General features: G+C 41.4%; 15 protein-coding genes. 6 read left to right on the top strand and 9 right to left on the bottom strand.

The features are described 5' to 3' along the window. Positions 1 to 32 precede the first annotated feature (32 nt). The 3 genes from AAGA18_04520 to AAGA18_04510 form a co-directional block, all read right to left on the bottom strand. Positions 33 to 1,763, bottom strand: a complete 1,731-nt coding sequence (locus tag AAGA18_04520) for a sodium:solute symporter family protein (protein ID MEM9444598.1) — start codon at positions 1,761 to 1,763, stop codon at positions 33 to 35. Between the two features lie 52 nt (positions 1,764 to 1,815). Continuing rightward, a complete protein-coding gene (locus AAGA18_04515; protein MEM9444597.1) occupies positions 1,816 to 2,097 on the bottom strand; it encodes a DUF4212 domain-containing protein in 282 nt (93 codons plus the stop codon). A gap of 109 nt (positions 2,098 to 2,206) precedes the next feature. After that, the gene (locus AAGA18_04510; protein MEM9444596.1) at positions 2,207 to 2,368 is read right to left on the bottom strand and encodes a hypothetical protein; all 162 of its coding nucleotides are present in this window, start codon (positions 2,366 to 2,368) and stop codon (positions 2,207 to 2,209) included. Positions 2,369 to 2,997: 629 nt separating this feature from the next. On the opposite strand from AAGA18_04510, the gene AAGA18_04505 reads away from it, so the two are divergent. Beyond that, a complete protein-coding gene (locus AAGA18_04505; protein MEM9444595.1) occupies positions 2,998 to 3,780 on the top strand; it encodes a DNRLRE domain-containing protein in 783 nt (260 codons plus the stop codon). Positions 3,781 to 4,065: 285 nt separating this feature from the next. On the opposite strand, the gene AAGA18_04500 is transcribed toward AAGA18_04505, so the two are convergent. From AAGA18_04500 to AAGA18_04490, 3 genes are all read right to left on the bottom strand, one after another. Further along, on the bottom strand, positions 4,066 to 5,538 hold the full coding sequence (locus AAGA18_04500; protein MEM9444594.1) for a sulfatase: 1,473 nt from the start codon (positions 5,536 to 5,538) through the stop codon (positions 4,066 to 4,068). A 284-nt stretch (positions 5,539 to 5,822) separates the two neighbouring features. Further along, positions 5,823 to 6,998 carry a P-II family nitrogen regulator gene (locus AAGA18_04495; protein ID MEM9444593.1) on the bottom strand — a complete coding sequence of 392 codons (1,176 nt, stop codon included), beginning with the start codon at positions 6,996 to 6,998 and terminating at the stop codon, positions 5,823 to 5,825. Then, complete coding sequence (locus tag AAGA18_04490) at positions 6,982 to 8,925, bottom strand: DUF1538 family protein (GenBank protein MEM9444592.1); 1,944 nt, start codon at positions 8,923 to 8,925, stop codon at positions 6,982 to 6,984. Before AAGA18_04490 ends, AAGA18_04495 begins: the two co-directional genes overlap by 17 nt. Positions 8,926 to 9,216: 291 nt before the next feature. Between AAGA18_04490 and AAGA18_04485 the strand changes: the two genes are divergently transcribed. Then, positions 9,217 to 9,936, top strand: a complete 720-nt coding sequence (locus AAGA18_04485) for a hypothetical protein (GenBank protein ID MEM9444591.1) — start codon at positions 9,217 to 9,219, stop codon at positions 9,934 to 9,936. A gap of 94 nt (positions 9,937 to 10,030) precedes the next feature. After that, positions 10,031 to 11,023 (top strand): acetylxylan esterase, encoded by a 993-nt coding sequence (locus tag AAGA18_04480; protein MEM9444590.1) that lies wholly within the window; start codon positions 10,031 to 10,033, stop codon positions 11,021 to 11,023. 198 nt (positions 11,024 to 11,221) lie between these two features. Here the strand turns inward: AAGA18_04480 and alaS are convergent, their stop codons facing one another. The 3 genes from alaS to AAGA18_04465 form a co-directional block, all read right to left on the bottom strand. Further along, entirely contained in the window at positions 11,222 to 13,996 is a 2,775-nt protein-coding gene (alaS, locus tag AAGA18_04475) for an alanine--tRNA ligase (GenBank protein ID MEM9444589.1), read from the bottom strand. Between the two features lie 220 nt (positions 13,997 to 14,216). Beyond that, positions 14,217 to 14,459 (bottom strand): hypothetical protein, encoded by a 243-nt coding sequence (locus tag AAGA18_04470; GenBank protein ID MEM9444588.1) that lies wholly within the window; start codon positions 14,457 to 14,459, stop codon positions 14,217 to 14,219. 147 nt (positions 14,460 to 14,606) lie between these two features. Continuing rightward, a complete protein-coding gene (locus AAGA18_04465; GenBank protein ID MEM9444587.1) occupies positions 14,607 to 16,382 on the bottom strand; it encodes an ABC transporter ATP-binding protein in 1,776 nt (591 codons plus the stop codon). Positions 16,383 to 16,462: 80 nt separating this feature from the next. Between AAGA18_04465 and AAGA18_04460 the strand changes: the two genes are divergently transcribed. Genes AAGA18_04460 through AAGA18_04450 form a run of 3 tightly spaced genes read left to right on the top strand, consistent with a single transcriptional unit; the run spans position 16,463 to position 22,466 of the window. Then, complete coding sequence (locus AAGA18_04460) at positions 16,463 to 19,096, top strand: glucosidase (GenBank protein MEM9444586.1); 2,634 nt, start codon at positions 16,463 to 16,465, stop codon at positions 19,094 to 19,096. Positions 19,097 to 19,153: 57 nt separating this feature from the next. After that, the gene (locus AAGA18_04455; protein MEM9444585.1) at positions 19,154 to 19,828 is read left to right on the top strand and encodes an ABC transporter ATP-binding protein; all 675 of its coding nucleotides are present in this window, start codon (positions 19,154 to 19,156) and stop codon (positions 19,826 to 19,828) included. Positions 19,829 to 19,856: 28 nt separating this feature from the next. Then, on the top strand, positions 19,857 to 22,466 hold the full coding sequence (locus AAGA18_04450; GenBank protein MEM9444584.1) for an FtsX-like permease family protein: 2,610 nt from the start codon (positions 19,857 to 19,859) through the stop codon (positions 22,464 to 22,466). Positions 22,467 to 22,491: the final 25 nt, after the last annotated feature.

Below are 22,491 nucleotides of genomic sequence, written 5' to 3'. Positions count from 1 at the left end.
AGAGGCTTGGTCTTAGACCAGGCCTCTGTTTTTTATGATACACGTGTCGTTGGAATGCGTATCGATTCAACTAAATTCTGCACTTGCTCAGGAGGTGCAGGTGTTAAGTGACAGACCACAATTGATACAACAAAATTCAACAACATCCCCAAAGTTCCAATCCCCTCTGGAGAAACACCAAACCACCAGTTCTCCGCCGTATTAGCCTCAGGGTTAATAAATTTAAAATAGATGATGTAGCCTGCCGTGAAAAAAATACCTAAGACCATTCCGAAAATAGCACCCTCTCGATTCATTCTTTTATAAAAAATCCCCAGAACAATGACTGGAAAGAACGAAGCTGCCGCTAACCCAAAGGCAAAAGCAACTACTTCGGCCACAAAACCTGGAGGATTCAACCCACAATATCCTGCTACACATACAGCAAACCCAGCACCAAACCTGGCGGTGAGTAGTTCTCCTTTCTCAGAAATATTCGGCACCAACGTTTTTTTAACTAAGTCACGAGCTATGGAAGTAGCAATGACCAACAATAAGCCAGCAGCCGTAGACAATGCGGCAGCCAAGCCACCCGCTGCCACAAGGCCAACTACCCAAGGAGGCAATTGGGCGATTTCAGGATTAGCTAACACCATGATATCCTTATGAATCGTTAATTCGTTTCCCTGCCAACCTTTTGCTTCTGCATTAGCCAGGAATTCCATATCTTTACTCTTATCGTTGTAATACTGTATACGTCCATCTCCATTTTTATCTTCGAATTTAATAAGCTCGGTATTCTCCCAAGATTTGAACCAGCTGGGCACTTGGCTATACTCAAGTTGATTGATACTAGTTAATAGGTTTGTCCTAGCAAAAGCTGCTACAGCTGGAGCTGTTGTATATAAAACAGCTATAAAGAGCAAAGCCCACCCTGCGGATATACGGGCCTTACTGACACTCGGCACCGTGTAGAAACGTATGATAATGTGTGGTAATCCTGCAGTGCCTACCATCAAAGCCATCGTAATAAAAAAGGTATCTATAGTAGATTTAACTCCACCCGTATAAGCTTCAAAGCCTAATTCCTTGTTTAGGATATCTAGCTTATCTAGAAGATAAACTCCAGGGTCAGCTTTTATTTCGGAACCAAAACCAAGTTGCGGAATAACATGCCCCGTCATTAAGATAGAAATAAAAATCGCCGGAACCAAATAGGCAAAGATAAGAACACAATACTGCGCTACTTGTGTATAAGTAATACCTTTCATCCCTCCAAGAACTGCATAGATAAATACAATTAACATCCCCACAATCAGCCCGGTTTCAAAATTGATATTCAAAAAGCGCGCAAAAACAATCCCCACCCCCTGCATTTGTCCGGCTACATAAGTAAATGAAATAAAAATAGCACATAGGACTGCAACCAACCTAGCAGATTTAGAATAATATCTGTCCCCCACAAAATCTGGCACGGTAAACTTACCAAACTTCCTCAAATAAGGTGCTAACAATAATGCCAAAAGCACATAGCCACCCGTCCAACCCAGCAAATAAACGGTCCCATCTCTGCCCATAAAGGAAATGATCCCAGCCATGGATATAAAGGACGCCGCTGACATCCAATCAGCAGCTGTTGCCATTCCATTCTGAACCGGAGTGATTCCTCCACCAGCCACATAAAAATCGCCTGTAGACCCAGCACGTGACCAAATTGCAATGCCTATATACAACATGAACGACAACGTCACTATGACGGTTGTCCAAACCATAATTGCATCCATATGTCCTTTTTCCTAAGAAAGTTTTTTAATCGTAGGGAGTATTTCTATACGATTAAATATCGTATTCTTGATCCTCTGTGTCATGAACTTTGTGTGCTTTATCCAACTTGGCCATACAATACACATAGATAAAAATAAGGGATACAAAAACATAGATAGCACCCTGTTGTGCCATCCAAAACCCAAATTTAAAACCAGCTACTCGCACCTGATCCAACTGGTCTACGAACAATACAGAAGCTCCAAAGGAAACTAAAAACCAAACGCCCAACAGAATAGATACAATCTGGAGATTTCTCTTCCAGTAATCAGAATGTAATTGTTTAGATGACATACTAGAAAATAGAACTAAAGCATTACACCCAACTTTCAAGATCAAACAAAGAAGCAGGCTGTAAAGTTTGAATACAGCCTGCTGGTGATAAATATTGCTCTGTAAAAAACTACGATAAAGTAACCAGATCTGAGCGCTTAAGCTTGCGCAAGCCCCAGTTCAGGGCTTGATCACTTTGAATAAGACGTATGCTGCGTTTATCAGTTACCTCCAAAGTATCTAGCACCTTTTGCTTAATGCTTTCTCTTTGTTCTCTTACCCTTTTATCCATATACAAATCCTTTCTTCTCTAGTAGTTGACCAATTAATATTTAATCAGAGAATTCTAGTACCTATAAAATTTCTATTCAAGGCAATTTGTCCAAATCACCATATTTGCTTCTTCTGACGCATTTGAAACAGAAAAATCAAATAAGTGATTTTCATACCTCTTTGGACTTTCTCGTAATAAATATGGTCATTGTCGTTGCTTACTGAATTACCAAAAGTCTCAAAATTAGCACTTATTTTAAATGTGATTACAATTTAATATTCTCTAGAGTAGGATTTTTGACAATTTTATCTTTTTATCTAAATTTCTTTATACCTCGATAAATTTGGAGACCCGTTTAACTGGAATTTTTCTATGTTTGTTCAATATATTTACTTAAAATGACTGGAAATATTACAGTTATGTTAATATATAAAGATAGGCCTCAACCGGCTCTGAACAGTCTTAAGATAAACGAAGCCAAGCTAAATCATGAGAGAAAAGATTTAAATGTAAACGACCCATACTTAATCAGGCTGCCTCAACATTAATTTAAATTATGAAGGTAAAATGTCCTAAAAAGAAATTATGTTCGCAATTTTTAACTATTTACTTTGACTGGATGTAAAATTTATGGTGTAATTTAACCCATGATTTACCATTTAGTACCTAAACCACATGTGATGTTCTACAAATTACTACGCAAGCATATATGGATGAATCTTTCGGTAGTTGCTCTAGTCATCCTACTTACAAGCACTTCTGCTGAAGCGCAAATCGCGATAGAAGCTTCAGACAACGCTTTTTTTAGAAATAGATTTGCATCAGCACGAAATGCCAGTGAGACTCTGGAGATAAGAGATGATGGTACAGGCCAAAATGGACGTATTTCTTATTTACGTTTCGATGTGAGCAGTTTGAACCCACCTGACATTGCCTCAGTGACCTTAGATCTCTATTTCAGCAACTTCAATGGTAGCGTCGACGACCCAGAGACACTTTTTTTATACGCTTTGAATGACGGTGCAGATGCTAATTTTGGAAATAGTGAGACTTCATGGAGTAGCACAGGCGCTAACGCGCTCACGCCTAATAATCGCCCGGATGCAGGATTTGCAGAACTCATTCCCAATGCTAATACCACCGGATCACTGGCATCACTGTCCCTTGCAGGTCTGGCAGATGAGACGGTCTTAAGTTTCGACATAGACCTAGCCTCTTTTCAGACACTTTTAACAAATGATACGAATAATGAAATTACCTTAATGTTAGCAGGTTTCAATGGGACTGTATCAAGTTTCGCATCTGTGACTAACACCAGCGGTTTCGCTGTTCCGACGCTTAGTGTTACGGCTATTCCTGAGCCTTCTAGCCTAGCTCTTCTAATCGTAGGTGCAACAGGCCTCTACTTTATCAGGCGCAAACGGTCCTAATTATCTTCGAAATAGCATTACCTCTAAAGGCTATGACTAATGACGATATGTAATGCTTCCGGGTCCTGTTTTAGAGACATTGAGTTTTTGAATGTTATTGGCTCAGGTAATGATTAACAACGTAGGATACATTTTGCACATTTTTTGGCTGCATGAGCAGGGCAGGAAAGTAAAAAATGAGTGGCAGATAAGACCTACGAATAGATGGAGCGAGATAGAAACAAATAATCAACAAATATGTTTTCTTGGGAACAAAATCTTGCACAGATTGCTTAAGTCTCAACTCTATTTCTTCTCTTTCTTACCACTATTTGTATTACCCACATAAGGAAGCATTTCAAATTGAGGAAGAGAGGCTGCTAATTTATTTTTTATAGTATCGAACTCTGGGTTATTAGCCTGATTAGTCCATTCATTTGGATCTTTCTCGCAATCATAAAATTCGATACCTCCATCTTGATACCGAATTAATCGATGTTTAGCTGTTCTCACAGTAATATGATTTTGGTACGCCGTATAAACGGGATAATTATGTGGTGTGTTCACATCCTTAAGCAAAGGAATAAGTGATCTTCCAGCCACATAATCTGGCTTGGCCAATCCAGCTATGCCCGTTATCGTTGGATATAAATCCAACAAGGAAACGGGACTACTACATATTTGTTTAGCTTTTGTCATACCTGGAACGCGAAACATCAATAAAACATTTGTTCCGTCCTCCCATAACGAGCCTTTCTGCCAGTGCCTTTTCTCCCCAACATGAAAGCCGTGATCTGAAAATAACACTACCATTGTATTATCCATGTAGGGACTTTTTGCTAACGTATCTAGAACTCTTCCCATTTGAGCATCTGCATAGGTAGTAGTCGCTAGATAACCCTGAACACCTTTTTTATATTCATTATGCTTCAAAGCACTTTTGTAAGTCCTACTTATTATGAGTTTTTGACCGCAAGCAGGAATATCATCCAAGTCATCCTCTTTAAAGGGTGGAACTGTTATTTCATCCAAGGGATACATATCGAAATATTTTTGAGGCACATACCAAGGCATGTGCGGATGAAACAAGCCACAGGCTATAAAAAACGGTTTTGTATGTTCCATTTTCAAAGTCTCTATGGCGCAATCCGCTATTTTCGTGTCACTCATTTCCGTTTCTTTAAGATGAGTTGGACCCCAGTCGCGTTCTGTTACTTTTCCAGTAGCATTTTTAGCAAAACCGTTTAAGGGAGCACCAGGAGGATGGGGATCTCGGGTGTGTTTCTGGTATTTATCTGGCTTCACACCAGTGCCATAATATCCATGACTTACCTTCCCTGATATCGTCATGTGGTAGCCATTCTCTTGAAACAGCTTTAAAAATGATGTCGCTTTACCTAGCAGTTCACTATTCTTGATATCGTGAGAATTGTCAGTATGGCCCGATTTCCATGGTTCAACTCCCATAAGAAAAGCTGTCCGCGAGGGTGAACACTTGGGACTCGCAGTATAAGCTTTTGTAAAGTTAACACCACTATCTGCCAAGCGTTTAATGTTAGGTGCAATAACTTTACCACTATAGCGTTCAGGCTTATTTAGAAGCCAGGTATTCAGATCATCTATTATTAGCATGAGAACATTCATCCGCTTATCAGCACCTGGACTAGCCAATGAATCAGGTACATACACGACTCCTACAATCAGACTAATCAAGATTAATTGCACAGCGGAGATGCCAAAGATATACGTTTTGCCGTAGCTTCTAAATTTTCTTGTCATATCACTTATTTTTTTATCCTGTCAATATTCTCATCCTTATGCCTACTCAAGATTGATTCGGTCATTGGTGTCTTTTTGCTTTAGGCGAGGGACTAAGGAGTATTGCACGAACCTTGAAGTAACTCGCCAATTGAACTGATCAGACATCTCACAGTATAATCAACTGATAATCATAGCGAGAAGTAAAATTAATAGGCTAGAGGAAATAGCTTCGACACTCTGCACACCGATGTATGGTTGCCACACCATCAAAAAACGCCGCGGACGTCAAACGGTTATAAACCTCATTTCTTCGCCCGCTCACTAGAAGGCGAAACAAAGGTCTTAGCAATAGGTGCAGGAATGGTAAAGAAACAAGTTTCTTTCATCCCACTATCAGAGATGACTTCCTGCAAAACATCTCGAAGCGGATCGATAACCTCTGCATCCAGTATCATCATAATACAACTAAATTCTCGATTCATACGCAATCCCCCCTCTGTGCATTTGGCTTTAGCTTCTGCTAGTCGCCAATTGCCTACACTTGCACCAGGAACTCCAAACTCTAAAGCCTTATCCAATAACATTTCTGTATCTTTACGATGACATACAGCGCCTAAAGCTACCGCCTTTTTAATAGTGTGTCTGTTATCGTCTTTAAATTCGCTAGCTTTGGGATCATGAATCAATAGTTGATTAGCTCGCCAATGCGTATTCCCTTGAATTTCATCAATAGCTCGGACGATCTGTTGGATACTTGCGGAGTGCTTTTCCGGATGAAACACACTGGAAAGGTTAGTGAGCCCTTTACAAATAGGCATTTGATAAACAAACCCTCTACCCGCTTGATCAACATGACCGGCCTGCGCCATTGCTTGGAAAATAGCATCGACATCATACTCATCCACCACAACTGTGATGAGCTCCTTTTCATGGTTCTTGGTTACACGCAGAAGTCCCAAGCGATCTCGAATACCAATCCCTCTCATAAAGGAAATGGTCAATCCCTGAGCACCGGCATGAATGGCTGCTCTGGTAATTGCATCTGTATCTTCCTTTTGAGCTATATGATGAATAGCAACTAAGTTTTTCTTGAAACGAATATCATAAGAGGTCGACTCGTAGGTATACTTACCTGCTTCCCACAAAGGATAATCCTCAGCGCAGATGAGTTCATTAAATTGCACCGCAAAAATAGACCCCGCTCCATAGTTTCTAAGGTTACCCGCCATGACAATTTGTTCCATTAGATGATCCGCATCACTAAGCGGCAGCATGAAGTTCAGGATTTCTTGCTCAGGTGAAAGAGTTGGAAAAAAAGATTGGTACCACCGGTTTTTGATCAAACTACCTCTAGCATTAATAGTAAACGCATAGGCCGCTCCAGATTCTAGCACCTCTTCTAGTACACGGTGGGTACTATGCCGAGGCAAGATAGCTGTTACTAAGCAGTAACCGTGGCGATTATGAAACACTTTCATTTTCGAGACTATCGATTTCTTGATCACGCGTGCGGCTAACAATTAAGCCTACTGTTAATACAGTAATGATTGGACCAACAGAGGCTAATGCTAGAATCCCAAATCCATCAATGACGCCAGGAATATTTGCTCCAATTCCTAAGCCCATTGCTAGCACGAGAGGTACCGTAATCGGGCCAGTCGTCACGCCTGCACTATCCCAAGCAAAATTAACAAACTCATCAGATGAAATAAGGGTTAGGCATATCAATAGTAAGTACGGGGGAATCAATAACATGGTAAGTTCCAGCTGAATAAACATCATCTGGGCAACGCCAGCAGCTATCCCCATACCAACTCCAACTGCTACAGTTTGCATCAATAAACTCTTCTTAAAAACACCAACTGTTGTTGTCTCAACAGTAGCCCCTAATGCATTCAATGCCGGTTCGGCCAAGGTTGCTCCATAACCCAAGAAAAACGCAAAGAAGATCGCAATGGTCTTGCCCAGGAAGGGATTTGAGAACAATGGATCAACCGTGGTAGACAATCCCCAAGGACTAATCGAAGCAAAAGCACGCGGAATATTACCACCTAGTTGAGAACCCAAGGGTGTCAGACCCAATGAAAGTCCTAAACCAAAAAGCGCCATGCCAAACACAGCAAAGATTACACCCAAGGCAATCTCATCACCATGTCGCAACTTTTCTCTCAAAACCACTAGCAAGGTAAGAAATAGAAAGGCACAAAGTGGAATAATAGCTTGAATGGCCATTAAAATCGCATTTATGAATTCCTCTAAAAACTTAAAATTAGGATCCCATGGATGCTTGGTTTGTTTATCTATTAGCGACTGGAACCTATTTCTTATTTCTATTTTTTCTAGAACAATTTCAGTATCTCGGTGAACAATCTTCCCATCCTCAAGGACAATGTCACCTCCTTGGTAAACGGTTCGATAATTCTTAAATGTTTTGGGAAATGCTCCAGTTTTTAAATATGCTTGAAATTCCTCCTCAGAAAAATTTAAGGATGGAACCTCATCTGCTTCAGACCGTGAAAGCTTTTTGGGAGTTTCTTTCTCCATCTGAGAAACTTTAGACTTATTCATATAGTTTTCCTGCCCGTAATAGTCCTGCACAAAAAAATGATAAAAGGATAAGAGTAGAACAGCCAATATAGGAAACAAAGATGCCAAGGTAACAATCCCGTAACCCGAACCTCCATCATCCTCCTCTCCAATAATCCGGCAAACTCCAATACCTAAAGCTAGAACAAGTGGCACTGTAACAGGCCCTGTCGTAACAGCTCCACAGTCCCAAGCCAAGCCAATTACTGGATTTAAAGTCGGATCAAAATAGGCATAAAGCGTCAACCCTGATAAAATGACAACCATAGGAATAATTAGAACTTTGAGTGACCACCCATAGAAAAAACGAAGAATACCAAGCATCACGGCAACACCAACACCCACCCCAACACAAGCGACTAACTGTCCCGAAAAATCATTTAATAAACTATATAAAAGTGGAGCCTTGTCAGGGGCTACGCCACTACCTGCTTTTTTAAGAACAGAAATAGCAGGCTCCGCAAAAGTAGCACCTATTCCCAAAATAAAGGCAAAAGCCATGATAAGCGGCAACTTAGAATTTCGCGGAAGAATAGCTCCTATGGTTTCTCCAAAAGGCATGAGGCCCAAACGCAGACCTTCCATAAAAAATGTCAATCCAATGACTACCACAAAAATTCCTACACCAATTGTTGCTCCATATACAATGGGCAAGTCTAGAAAGAGCGTTTGAAATACCACAAGATAAGCAATGATAAACCATATGCTTTTGAGTTGATCTATCGCTTTCTCTCTAAAATAACGCCAAATAATGCTCAAAATTCCACTCAACCCTAATTGGCTAAATGCAGAGGCTTGTTTATTAGGGAGATCAGACACAACAACGATTCAATCTTATCAATTAGAGATCACACTAAAAGCAGTATTTAGGCCATTTTGCGGACCAAACAATATATTTTGGCACAGTTATAGCTTCAGCTCAGAGAAACAATGAGTAATTGGAGCCTAACATCATTTTTATCGGGTAGTTCATGGGGATCTTCTCTCTCTCCCTCTAGAGATAAAGTGTTGAATACGGAGAGTCGACTATCCAATGCACGCCAACTTGACAGGCGGTTTACTAGTCTGCATTACGCGCCTAAGACCCAGAAGCAGATAAATAGCTTTTATATGGTTCGTGAAATCCCATTATCTAAGGAGCTCTTTATCTCCGTGAAATTTAGAGAGAAAGAAGATGAACTTCGTGAGGACAAAAGCTTTGCCTATTGGGGAATCGCCAAACATTTGCCGATTAACGCCATCTTTTTGCGTGATCCTCACCAAACACATTATCACCGTGGAATTCCTGGTGTAGGAAATGACCTTTACGAAATAAGCAATCAAATAGCAGAGTTCATCCGTTGTCGAAATATTAACAATGTGGTCATTTTAGGTGCCAGTGCAGGTGCTTATGGGGCGTTAGCCTTTGCCAAACTTATTGAAATCCGTTGTCCCAAGATTCGTCTTCGCTGCCACAGTTACGATCCGCAAACCCACCTTCGTTACCTCAAGCACAAAAAAGACGGCAGCTATCGCTGGGGCTATATTAAAAATCCCTCCCCTACTCCCGAACTTATGGACCTAAGGAATCTATTCAACCAAAACGTTTCTCGAGGTAACCAAAGCTATACCATTGTTACAGGAACTGAGAAGGAAGACTACCAATATGGCCAGTACCTCCAGCCACTTCAAGAAGCTTACTCGAAATCTAGAAGCCTTATACCGCGCAGCCGGCTTCGTATCCAAAAAAGTCCAGAGACCTATTCGGAACATGGGAGTGAGATGGTTCGCCAGTATCAGGATGGAAGACTACTCTCATTGATGCTCAAAGAGTTTAAATTTTGGTCTTAAGAGCTTTACCTGGTCATCTAGCTTGGATCATCACTAGGAACTGGTGATCCTTTTCTGGATTAAGCCTAAAATGTTGCTATATTAGTAAAAGGGAATGATGACACTTGCAGAGACTATTGATTCTGAAGAGGTAATGCGCTTCAAGCACAAGCTTCCTTTTGATCCGGCACACGGCTACACACTGAATGAACTTCTTAACATCCAAGCTCCGGAAGAAGCTTTTGACTACCTCAATTTTTGGCAAGATGCCTACGAGCAAGCAATGGAGGTGTCAACGCGCCCACGGGTCCAAGAAAGCCAACAAAAACTCCCTGGCTATCATCTTTACGATTTTGAATACACCTCTCTCAATCAACTGCGCCTTGGAGGATGGATCGCCCTCCCTGACGATGAGCCCATTACTCGCGGCTTAATAGTAGGGCACGGATACGGAGGACGCTCCGAACCGGACCTGGACTTCCACATTCCCAACGCCGCTATTCTCTTTCTCTGCGTCCGAGGAATTTCCAGAAGCCAAATTAAAGGAATTCCATCACAGCCCCTCAAACATGTCTTGCATGGCATCCATAGTCGCGACAGCTACATTATAAAAGGTTGCGTTGCAGACATATGGTGTGGAACGAATGCACTCATTCAACTCATACCTGAGGCAACTCTTAGACTTGATTATGTTGGGTGCAGTCTAGGAGGAGGACTTGGCATTATGGCCATGGCCCATGATCACCGCTTTGATAAAGCCCATGTATCTGTTCCGACATTTGGCCATCAACCCCTTCGCCTATCCCTACCTTGCACAGGCAGTGGCTTAGCCCTTACGCGATATGCTGAGAAAAATCCCGAAATTATTCACACGCTTTCCTACTTTGATGCAGCTGTGGCAGCTCGCCATATCAAAATACCCATACACTTTGCCAACGCCTTGTTTGATCCTTGTGTTCCACCACCTGGTCAGTTTGCTATCTACAATGCAGTTAGCTCACCAAAGGAACTACACGTTTTAAAAAGCGGTCATTTTGGTCATGGTACTTGGCAAAAAGAAAATCATGCGATGAATCGAGAAATCGAGAGCTTCTTCACCGAAGAATAATTTTTTCGATTAGGTGCAAAACCGCAGAGAATGTAGCGTACTACATAGACTATTTTTACCAAAGCTTATCCATCAATCCTTTCAGCTATCACAGCTCTGGTTTCAAGGACTTTGTGCCTTGGCGACTCGAGTCAGATGGTGCATCAAGCAGATAGGAATCGCATCGAGACTTCGCTGCTATAGAGCCAAGAAAATACTTCAACCAAGTTTCTTTTTTCCTGCTTCAAGAGCATTCTCGATCTTTGAAGGATCCGTTCCACCACCTTGAGCCATTTCTGGTCGACCACCACCTTTACCTCCAACAATCGGAGCCATTTCTTTCATAAGATCTCCAGCAAGGATCTTTTTATTAAGCGAAGCACTCACAGCAGCAAGAAGTCCAACCTTCGACTCACCTGTTTGCCCTCCAAGAATAACCACACCTTCCCATTGCTTCGTAATCTCATTTGCTAAAGTCTGCAAATAACCACCTGGCACTTCGCCCAAGTGAACCGCAATACATGATATCTCACCGATTTGCTCAGCCGATTGAATCAACTCCTTGGCCTTACCTGAAGCATTCTTTTGCAACTCAACTTGAACTTTCTTGGCTTCTTCCTTATCTAGCCTCTTTATCTCAGCTCGAAGTGCCTCCAGTGACTTACGATTTTGATCAAAAATGCTCCATAGTTCCTCAACGGAAGCTTCCGGAAGATCTGCAAAAGTAACCCTAGTATTTCTTCCTTTGGAAACTTGTTTGACTGTTTCTTTTAATTTCAAATCCTCAGCTAAAACATAAGGACGCAAAGATTCGCCCGCAATCGCTTCAACGCGGCGCACCCCTGCTGCAATCCCACTTTCAGAGATAATTCGCAATGAACCAATCAAGGCTGTTCCTGTGACATGCGTTCCACCACAAAGCTCTTTAGAATAGCCCCCAATATCAACAACTCGAACAACTTCCCCATACTTTTCTCCAAACGCTTGCATAATAGAAGGGTCCCCTTTTACCTCGGCGTAAGGGCGCTCATTCCAGCTGACTTTAGCATTTTCTTGGATTCGTTCATTGATAAGGCTCTCAACCTTATCAATTTCTTCTTTCTTCATTGCTTCCAAATGAGAAAAATCAAAGCGCAAGCGATCTGGCCCCACATAAGAACCCTTCTGTCCCACCCTATCACCCAATACTTCACGCAAAGCCCAATGCAGGATATGGGTCACTGAATGATGGGACTCAATCAACGCACGTCTCGCTACATTTACGCTCGCCTTCAATGGGAAAGACAGGGCATCAAGATCCTCTAAGTCCTCCGTGAGATGCACCACATTACCGGCAGGAGTTTTCTTCGTATCAATAATTTCGATCCGCTTGCTATCAAACTCCAGCCAACCAGCATCACCAACTTGACCTCCCATCTCTCCATAAAAAGGTGTAGGTGTAAAAAACAACTTCGCACGGATCACTTCATCCTCTGTTTTTCCAAATTGGAGCTGATGCGTACAGACCTGAACTGCTACTCCTTCCTTCTCCTCAAAGCCAACAAACTGAGTTTCCAGAGCTGGCTCCTCAGTTTCAGACACTTCTATCACCTCGGATTTTCTAGCAGCTTTAGACCGCTCCCGCTGCTCACTCATGAATTTCTCAAAGCCAATCTCATCTACTTTCAAACCTCGCTCACGAGCCATGAGTTGCGTTAAGTCGACAGGAAAGCCATAAGTGTCATACAATTTAAAAGCATCTTCTCCAGATATTTCTTTGCCCTTATCAACAATTTTCTCAAAAAGCTCGATCCCGCGATCCAATGTTTTAGAAAAACTTTCCTCCTCAGCTTGAATGACTTTTTCTACATCTGATTGTCTTTTTCTCAACTCCGGGAAAACATCTCCAAAGGTGGTAGCTACTACCTGAACGATTTGATGGAAGAAGAGATGATTTAATCCTACCTCCCGACCATAACGCACGGCTCTCCTTAGAATCCGGCGAAGCACATAGCCTCTCCCTTCATTGCTTGGCAAGATTCCATCTGCTATAGAGAACGTTAATGCTCGTATGTGATCACTAATGACACGAAAAGCCACATCCAACTTTTCTTGACCGGAGAGATCTGTCTGCCCAGGTTTCGGCAAAGTCCCCCCATAGGGTTTACCGGTTAGTTCCTCTAACTTATCAAAAAGCGGGCGAAAGACATCCGTTTCATAGTTGGAAATTTGGGCATGCTTAAAATCCGTAAAATTCCTCGTCCCCTGGAGGATGGAACAAACTCGCTCGAACCCCATTCCTGTATCTACGTGCTGTGAAGGTAAAGGCACCATCGATCCATCAGGCTGTGCATTAAACTGAATAAAGACTAAGTTCCATATTTCTATGCAACGAGCATCATCCATATTTACCAGGGAACCTTTGCTATCACCTTCAGGAGTAAGATCCACATGTAACTCCGAGCAAGGACCACAAGGCCCTGTCTCCCCCATCATCCAGAAATTGTCTTTTTTATTACCATTTACGATATGGATGTCGGGGTCCAAGCCAACCTTTTCAAAAAGCATTTTCCAGAAGTCATATGCTTCCTGATCAAATGATGCAGGATCTCCCTCACCAGGTTTATAGACCGTCGCATAAAGTCGGCTGGCCGGAAATTTCCAACGCTCGACTACTAATTCCCATGCCCACTCAATCGCATCTTTCTTAAAATAATCTCCGAATGACCAGTTCCCCAGCATTTCGAAAAAAGTATGGTGATAAGTATCAAATCCTACATCCTCCAAATCGTTATGCTTGCCTCCAGCGCGTATGCATTTTTGCGTGTCAGCCGCTCTCGCAGGTGTATAAGGACATGGCATCTCCTCTAAAAAAATGGGAACAAACTGATTCATGCCAGCATTGGTAAATAAAAGATTGGGGGCATCAGGCATTAAGCTCGAAGAAGAAACAATCGTATGCCGCTTCTCTCTAAAAAAATCTAGAAAACTCTCTCTAATTTCTCCCGATGTCATAAGCTCATGAGGTTAGCGATCTTTCAAAAGTTTCAAATCACAAAAATACCTCCCCAGGCCACGAATAAATTGGGATGATTTTCAGACCAGTTCACTTCGCCCACTCGAGAGACAACAGAATCATTATGTAGATAAGAAATGAATGCTATCGATGAGGGAATGATGAACTCTTAGTCTTTAGGATCAAGTTCAATGCGCTCGCCCGTCGATGGATTAATTCCTATCCGTCCGATATTTTCTGTATCCTCTTCATAATCTGGGTCCTGTTTTGGAAACGTTCCATTTTCCTATCATAGGGACTCTTCAGGCTACTGTGAAAACCAAAGGCATGATCCAAATCAAAATCAATGGCCCATAGCAAAGCATCTGCCAAACCGTATAGGGTTGTTTCTTCGATTACCCGAATCTTAGCCACTGAATCAATAAAGTCTTGAGCGCGAGTTAGGTAGCATATTAAACCCAAGTGATGCAGTAGAAGCGTCTCACGATAATATAAGATTTTTTCTTATTTGAATAGACAAAGCTTAAATAATGGATAAATGGTCAGCTCAGAACAAATTACGCTTGCAGACAGCTCGCGAGTGCTTGAGACTCCTGTTTTTTTTTACTCCTAGTCGTATTGACTTCCTTGAGAATGCACATTCCATAAATCCCAATACCTGCCTTTTAATTTCATCAACTCGGGACCTGTTCCAGACTCAACTACTTTGCCATTCTCCATGAAATAGATATGATCCGCATGATGCACCGTAGTCAGCCGATGTGTCACAATAACTGTTGTCTTCTTTTCCATCAATTTACCCAAAGACTCCATCATATCTGCCTCGGTTTTTAAATCCAATGCGCTTGTTGGTTCATCCAGCAATAAAATAGGGCTCTGTCTGAGGAAAGCTCGAGCCAGGCCTATTCTTTGCCTTTGTCCACCACTTAATCTAACCCCACGCTCACCCACTTCCGTCTCGTAACCTTTTGCTAGCTTTTGAATAAAATCATCGGCTTGTGCAGCCTGTGCAGCGAAAACAATATCCTGATGAGAAGCATCTGGACGACCATAGGAAATATTGTCCAAAACCGTTCCGTTTACTAGAAGCGTATCTTGCCAAACTATCGAAATCGCTGACCGCAGGCTGGCCTTTTTCATATCCTTTATCTCTCTTCCATCGATAAGAACATCACCAGAAGAACTATCATAAAAGCGGGGAATTAAGGAAAGAATAGTGGTCTTACCTGCACCAGTTCCACCAACTAGGGCAACAGTCTGTCCTGGCTCAACTGTCAATGAAACATCTAACAGAACTGGCTTTTCTGGCGTGTAGCTAAAACATACATCTTGTAACTCAATTTTTCCTTTCACAGACTCTAACTCTTTGGCTTTTGGCGAATCTTGAATTTCATTATCTACATCCAGGATTTCAAAAACTCGCTTTGCTCCGGATGTCGCACCATCCAAGGCCCAAACGGTATAGCTCAGCTGTTCTAGCGGAGTATAGAGCATCGCCAGATAAGCCAAGAGAACTAGAAGCTCTCCCAACTCAATTTTTCCTTGGCTAATTTCTAAAGAGCCATAATAAATCATCAAAGCCATACCTGTAGCAGTAATCAACCCAACGACTAAAGTGCTAGTTAAATTTGTACCTTGCAGTTTTAAATTAGTAATGATCGATCTTTTACAGTGCTTACCAAACTCTTTTGTTTCTTCATTTTCTCTACCAAATGCCTGAATAATTCTTATACCACCCAGCCCTTCAGAGACTTTAGAAAGCACGTCACTTTCTTTTTCTCGGAAAACCTCAGACTCCCTACGAATTCTCCCTCCAAAGTACTGAATAGCTATAAATAAGAGAGGAACTACCGACAATGAAATCAGTGTTAAAAAAAAATTCATCTGAAACATAATGACAAAGACTGCTATCAACATCACACCTGAACGAATTACCGTAGCAATGCCACTATTGAAGAATGTTTGAATTGCCTGAGCATCATAAGCAACTCGATAGACCGAATCGCCACTTCGTCGATTATCATGAAAAACTAGTGGCAAGGTTTGAAGATATGCATACAGCTCAGTTCGCATGCGAAGCAGTGCCCTCAAACCTATTTTAATCAACCAATAGTTACTAACAAAATTTAACGCCCCACTTATTGCATGAATAAGAAAATAGCTAACACTTACAATAGATAGAGCTGTCACAAAAGAGAAAGACATTGATAGATAGGGCAACTCATAACGAGCATCCTCTACTTTCAAAAGATCATCCACTACGACCTTGAGCGGCCATGGCTTAAGTAAGCCAAAAGCAATTTCAAATAAGAGAATGCATAACGCACAAAATGTTTCCCAAATGTAGGGACGATAATAAGAAACGATTCTGGGATAGATATTCATAGTATTGGCTCAAACAATCGAATAGCCTTAACATTCCTTGAAGATCCTTACAAGTGTTCTAGTTTAATGAAGTCTTAAAAATGAAAGCAAGCAATCCAGAAAAGAGTCGTTTAAAAGAAAGCTCTAAAAATTTAAAGGCCTGGAAAAAGTGGGGACCCTATCTAAGTGAAAGGCAGTGGGGGACTGTTCGTGAGGACTACAGTCCGGATGGAGAGGCCTGGGACTACTTCCCCCATGAACATGCAAGAAGTCGAGCTTACCGATGGGGAGAAGACGGCATTGCAGGCATTAGTGATGATTGGCAATACCTTTGCCTATCTTTAGCTGTATGGAATAGCAAAGACCCTTTTCTTAAAGAAAGATTATTTGGGCTTTCTAACGGTGAAGGTAACCATGGAGAGGATGTTAAAGAGTATTATTATTACCTTGATGCAACCCCAACGCATTCCTACCTCAAAATGCTCTACAAATACCCTCAGGGTACTTTCCCTTATGATAAATTAGTCCAACAGAATAGGAAACGAGGCTTTGAAGAAAAAGAATATGAACTTATTGACACAGGAGTTTTAAAAGAGAATCGCTATTTTGATATAGAGGTAGAATATGCCAAAGCTGATGCAGAAGATATTCTTATGCGGGTAACCGCTATCAACAGAGGGCCGGAAGCTGCTGAAATTTATCTTATACCACAATTATGGTTTCGTAACATTTGGTCATGGAACGATAAATTTAAAAAACCTTCTATGAGAAAAATCTCAGGTCATCATGCTGAAGTGGAACATTCTGAACTCGGTATCTATTATTTTTATGCTCCTGATGACCTAGCATTCATATTTACTGAAAATGAAACCAACTCAAGCAAACTATTTGATCAAAATACTGAGGGCCCTTTCAAAGATGCTTTCCATGAATATCTAGCAAATCGGAATCATCAGGCAATCTCTCCTGAAAAAAAGGGGACCAAGCTTGCTGCCTTCAAACAAATACTAGTTGAGGCAGGTAAAAAAGCCATCACTTGCGTTCGCTTATCTAAAAAAAATTTAGCTAGCCCATTCCAGGACTTTGAGCATATTTTTCTTACTAGGATTAATGAGTCCAATCAATTCTATCAAGAGCTTCAAAATGGTATCACAGATCAAGATGCACGCCATGTGCAACGACAAGCCTATGCCGGCATGATTTGGACTAAGCAATTCTACCATTATGACATTAGAGAATGGTTAAAAGGAGATACCAACTTCCCACCACCTCCTGAACAACGAAAAGACAGCAGAAACAACGAATGGTTTCACCTAAACAATGCGGACATCATTTCTATGCCTGATAAATGGGAGTACCCCTGGTACGCTGCATGGGATCTCGCATTTCACTGCCTTCCTCTTGCTTATCTAGATGCTGATTTCGCGAAGCAACAACTCGTTCTAATGACTCGTGAATGGTACATGCACCCCAATGGACAACTTCCCGCTTATGAATGGAACTTCAGTGATGTTAATCCCCCGGTTCATGCGTGGGCGACTTGGAGGGTCTACCAAATTGATCGCAAATTAAACGGTAAAGCGGATCATGCTTTCTTAGAAAGTGTTTTCCATAAACTGATGTTGAATTTTACCTGGTGGGTCAACCGAAAGGACGCAGAGGGAAGAAACGTTTTTCAAGGTGGCTTCCTAGGACTAGATAACATAGGCGTTTTTGACAGAAGCAAAGCTCTGCCAACGGGAGGCTATTTAGACCAAGCCGATGGCACCAGTTGGATGGCCATGTTCTCCCTGAACATGATGAAAATCGCACTTGAATTAGCACGCACAAATGAAGTCTATGAAGATATTGCGACAAAATTCTTTGAACATTACTTATACATTGCAGAGGCTATGACAAAAATTGGCGAAGAAGGTGTAGGTTTATGGGATGAGGAGGATAGCTTTTACTATGATGTTCTCAACCTTCCAGGAGGACAACCAGTCCCTCTAAAGGTACGATCCATGGTAGGACTCATTCCACTTTTTGCCGTAGAGACATTGGAGCCTGAACTCCTCAAGGAAACTCCTCATTTTGCCAAGCGTATGGAATGGTTCCTTAATTACAGGAAGGACCTTGCTCAACTAGTATCTCATTGGGAAGTTGAAGGGGCTGGACAACGCAGACTACTCTCCCTTCTCAGAGGCCACAGAATGAAATGTTTATTGAGACGCATGTTGGATGAGAGTGAATTTCTTTCTCCATATGGTATCAGAGGTCTATCTCGCTACTATAAAAATAATCCCTACTGCTTTTCCCTTCACGGCAACTGTCTAGATGTCACTTATTCGCCAGCAGAGTCTACGAATGGAATGTTTGGTGGCAATTCCAATTGGAGAGGACCTGTATGGTTTCCAGTCAATTACTTGATTATTGAATCTTTACAGAAATTTCATCATTACTATGGGAATGATTTCAAAATTGAGTACCCAACAGGCTCAGGTAATTTTGTCACTATTCTTCAAGTTGCTAATGAATTATCGAGTCGTCTCATAAACCTATTTTTAAAAGATGAGCGAGGAAATAGGCCGATCTACGGTCATCACAAAGGCATCCAGAGTGACCCTCACTTTAAAGATCATATTCTCTTCTATGAGTACTTTCATGGAGATAACGGTCGGGGCATTGGCGCTTCCCACCAAACAGGATGGACGGGACTAGTTGCCAAGCTCATTCAGCAAATGGAAAATAATTAACATTCTAAGCAGCCATCCAACTTTGACAAATGCATTCACCATGCCAGATTAAGACAAATGGTTAGGGTCGAAAAGGCGTGTAAAAAGTATTCCGCCACAGTAGCAACGAGTGAACCTATCACCGCACTCGATCATATCTCTCTTAATATTCCAACCGGTGAATTTCTTGCTATCATGGGGCCAAGTGGCTGTGGCAAAAGCACCTTGCTACATTGCCTAGGTGGACTAGACCGTCTAGATGAAGGATCTATTTTTATCGAGGACAAAGACATCACCAACTTGACGGACTCTCAAATTACTGAGCTACGCAGAAAAAGCATCGGCTTCGTATTCCAGTTTTTTAATCTTCTACCAACTCTAACTGTAGAAGAGAATATTTTTTTACCTCTACAACTTTCGTCCAACTTTGATCACAAAAAACGAAATTTCGCTCTTTCTCTTATAGAACAAGTTAAACTCTCCGATCGACGTCATCACCAACTCCATCAATTATCAGGGGGTCAAATGCAGCGTGCGGCACTCATTCGTGCTTTAGTTCATAGTCCCAAATTATTACTTGCTGACGAACCAACAGGCAATCTGGACTCACACTCTAGCCATCAAATCGTATCTCTCTTCAAAAAACTTGGAAAAAAATTTAATACAACAATCATCATGGTCACTCATAGCAAGGAAATTGCCGACACTGCACATCGTACTGTTCACATGCAAGATGGAAGGATTGTGGATTAGAAAAAGTAGCTAATTGTCTATACCATCAGTGAAAATTTTTCTACTTATCCTCAAGCATAGCCTTCGTCATTTTTCCCGACACAAAACTTTAACGCTACTAAATATTCTAGGAGTGGCGCTTGGAATATCTGTATTTGTTAGCATCAAGATTACCAATTCCAGCGCTAATAGCTCATTTCGCTCATCCATAGACCTAGTTTCTGGGAAAGCAAATTTTACTATTGATGGTCATGGTACCCCATTTTCAGATTCTCTTTATCCGACTATACTTGAACAACCTCAAATCCTTGCGGCTACTCCTATCATTGAAAAAATTATCACTTTACCCAACCACCCCGGTGAACACCTAAGGTTCCTTGGAATAGACCCCATTAGTAACAAGCCCTTCAATACTTTTTTGATTCAACCAACTGATAATTCCTCTGAGGCTCAGCCTTTCTTCACTCAGCCAAATGCTATCATCCTTTCCAAAACTCTTGCAAAACGCCTTAACCTGAAGATTGGACAAACTCTTGAAACAAAATTTGGCGGCAGAAGACACGCCTTCATGCTGCATAAGACAATAGATTTTTCACAAGATAGTGTTAGCAGTAACGAGAATATTGCGCTTATTGATATAGCACATGCTCAATCATTATTTGGCCTCACAAAACCAGAAGGAAAACTCCATAGGATTGACTGCCTCGTCAAAGGCAAAGGAAAGGATTTGATATCAAATATCCAACTTTTAAAAGAGCAACTGTCTGATCACTTACCTCCTCATGTCACTGCCAATTCGCCAAAAATGCGTTCTGAGCAAGCTGAAAAGATGATTGGTGCTTTTCAACTAAACCTTCTGGCCCTTTCTATGATTGCACTAATGGTAGGGATGTTTTTAATTTATAATACTGTTGCGGTATCAGTCATACAGCGTCGCACTGAAATTGGTATCCTTAGAGCATTAGGCTTACAACGGTACGAAATCCAATCTTTATTCATCCTTGAAGCTGTTATAGCGGGAATACCTGGAATCCTAATTGGCATTATAGGAGGCTACTGGCTATCACAATATCTTGTCACAGGAGTGTCAAAAAGCATTACTTCACTCTATATGATTTTGCAGATGGAATCTGCACAAATCGACAGCAACAACATTCTTATTACGATCTTAACTGGTCTCTTAGCTATTATTCTAGCTGCATGGCTTCCAGCACGCGAAGCTTCTAGAGTTGAACCAGTCCAAGCTATTAATTTTGGACACCTACGACAAAAGACCAAGCTTGCTATACTGCGGTTTACGAATATAGGTATTGGCCTCTTGATTCTCGCTACTTTAACAGGCTGGGTTAGTGTGAACTCTCGCCTGCCATGGCTAAGCTTTGTTTGCTCTTTCTGTGCCTTATTAGGATTGGCTTTCTTAGTCCCTATTTGTTGCAACAGTATACACCATATTTACTCAGCACTTTCAAAAAAACTTACCTCTCATCACCCCATTTTAAATCTCGGGCACCAATTTTTCATAAGTTCGCTTCATCGCCATGCCATTAGCATATCCGCATTAGTTAGTGCCCTTTCAATGATGATAGGCATGTCTATTATGATTTATAGTTTTCGAGAAACCGTAACAAGCTGGATTGATCGAACCATTCAAGCAGATATCTATGTTACATCCATCGCAAACATTGAACTCAATACACCAAACCCGTTACCGGATAACACCATTCAGGCCGTTAGGAAAAACTCAAATATCAAAGAGCTCAATACTTACAGGGAGATCAAAATTCCTTACCCCCCCAACTCAGACGAGAATATGATGACTCAAGTATCAGCAACAAATCTAGAGATTATGAATGAGTATCACCCCCCTCGCATACTTAGTAGTATCTCTGACAACCCTCTAAAAAGAGCTGTTGAAGGAAATTCTGTCTTCATTTCGGATACTTTTGCAAAACGCTTTAGTCACCAGCCAGGTGATACTTTAACATTACACACTCCATCTGGAATCAAATCACCCAAAGTCATTGCCATATACAATGACTATGACACGGAACAGGGCGTCATTTTAATGGATATCCAACTTTTTCACAACTGGTGGCAAACTGACGATGTCAACAGCCTAGCCATCTATCTTCACGACACCTCAGAATCCCAAAAAACTCAAATCAAACTACGAGAGAGATTATCCTCTCAAGGAAATTTCGTTACTTTCTCTAATCACCAACTTCGCACCAAAGCCATGCATATTTTTGATCAAACTTTTTCCGTGACTTACATTTTACGATTTATTGCCTTACTGGTTGCGGGATTGGGTATCTTTCTTACTCTATATTTACTGGCAAGTGAGCGCTCGAGAGAAATCGGTATTATCCGATCCACCGGAGGGGCAAGAATGCAAGTTATCCATATCATCTTGATAGAGGCTTCACATATTGCAATAGTAGGAAGCTTTTTAGGTCTAATAGGAGGTTTCCTACTAGCCTATATACTTGATAACGTTGTCAATGTTGCCTTTTTTAGGTGGACTATAGAATGGCACACACCGTGGTCTGTGATTATGCAGACACCATTCTGGGTACTTGTTATCGCTTTAGTAGCGGCTCTTTATCCGGCATATAAAGCAGCTCATCTTGATATTGCCACCGCACTTCGTTCAGAATAATTCTTTTATAGATTAAAGCCAATCA

It is taken from the genome of Verrucomicrobiota bacterium (assembly GCA_039192515.1).
Taxonomy (GTDB): Bacteria; Verrucomicrobiota; Verrucomicrobiia; order Methylacidiphilales; family JBCCWR01; genus JBCCWR01.
This window is presented reverse-complemented; position numbering and strand designations above follow the sequence as displayed.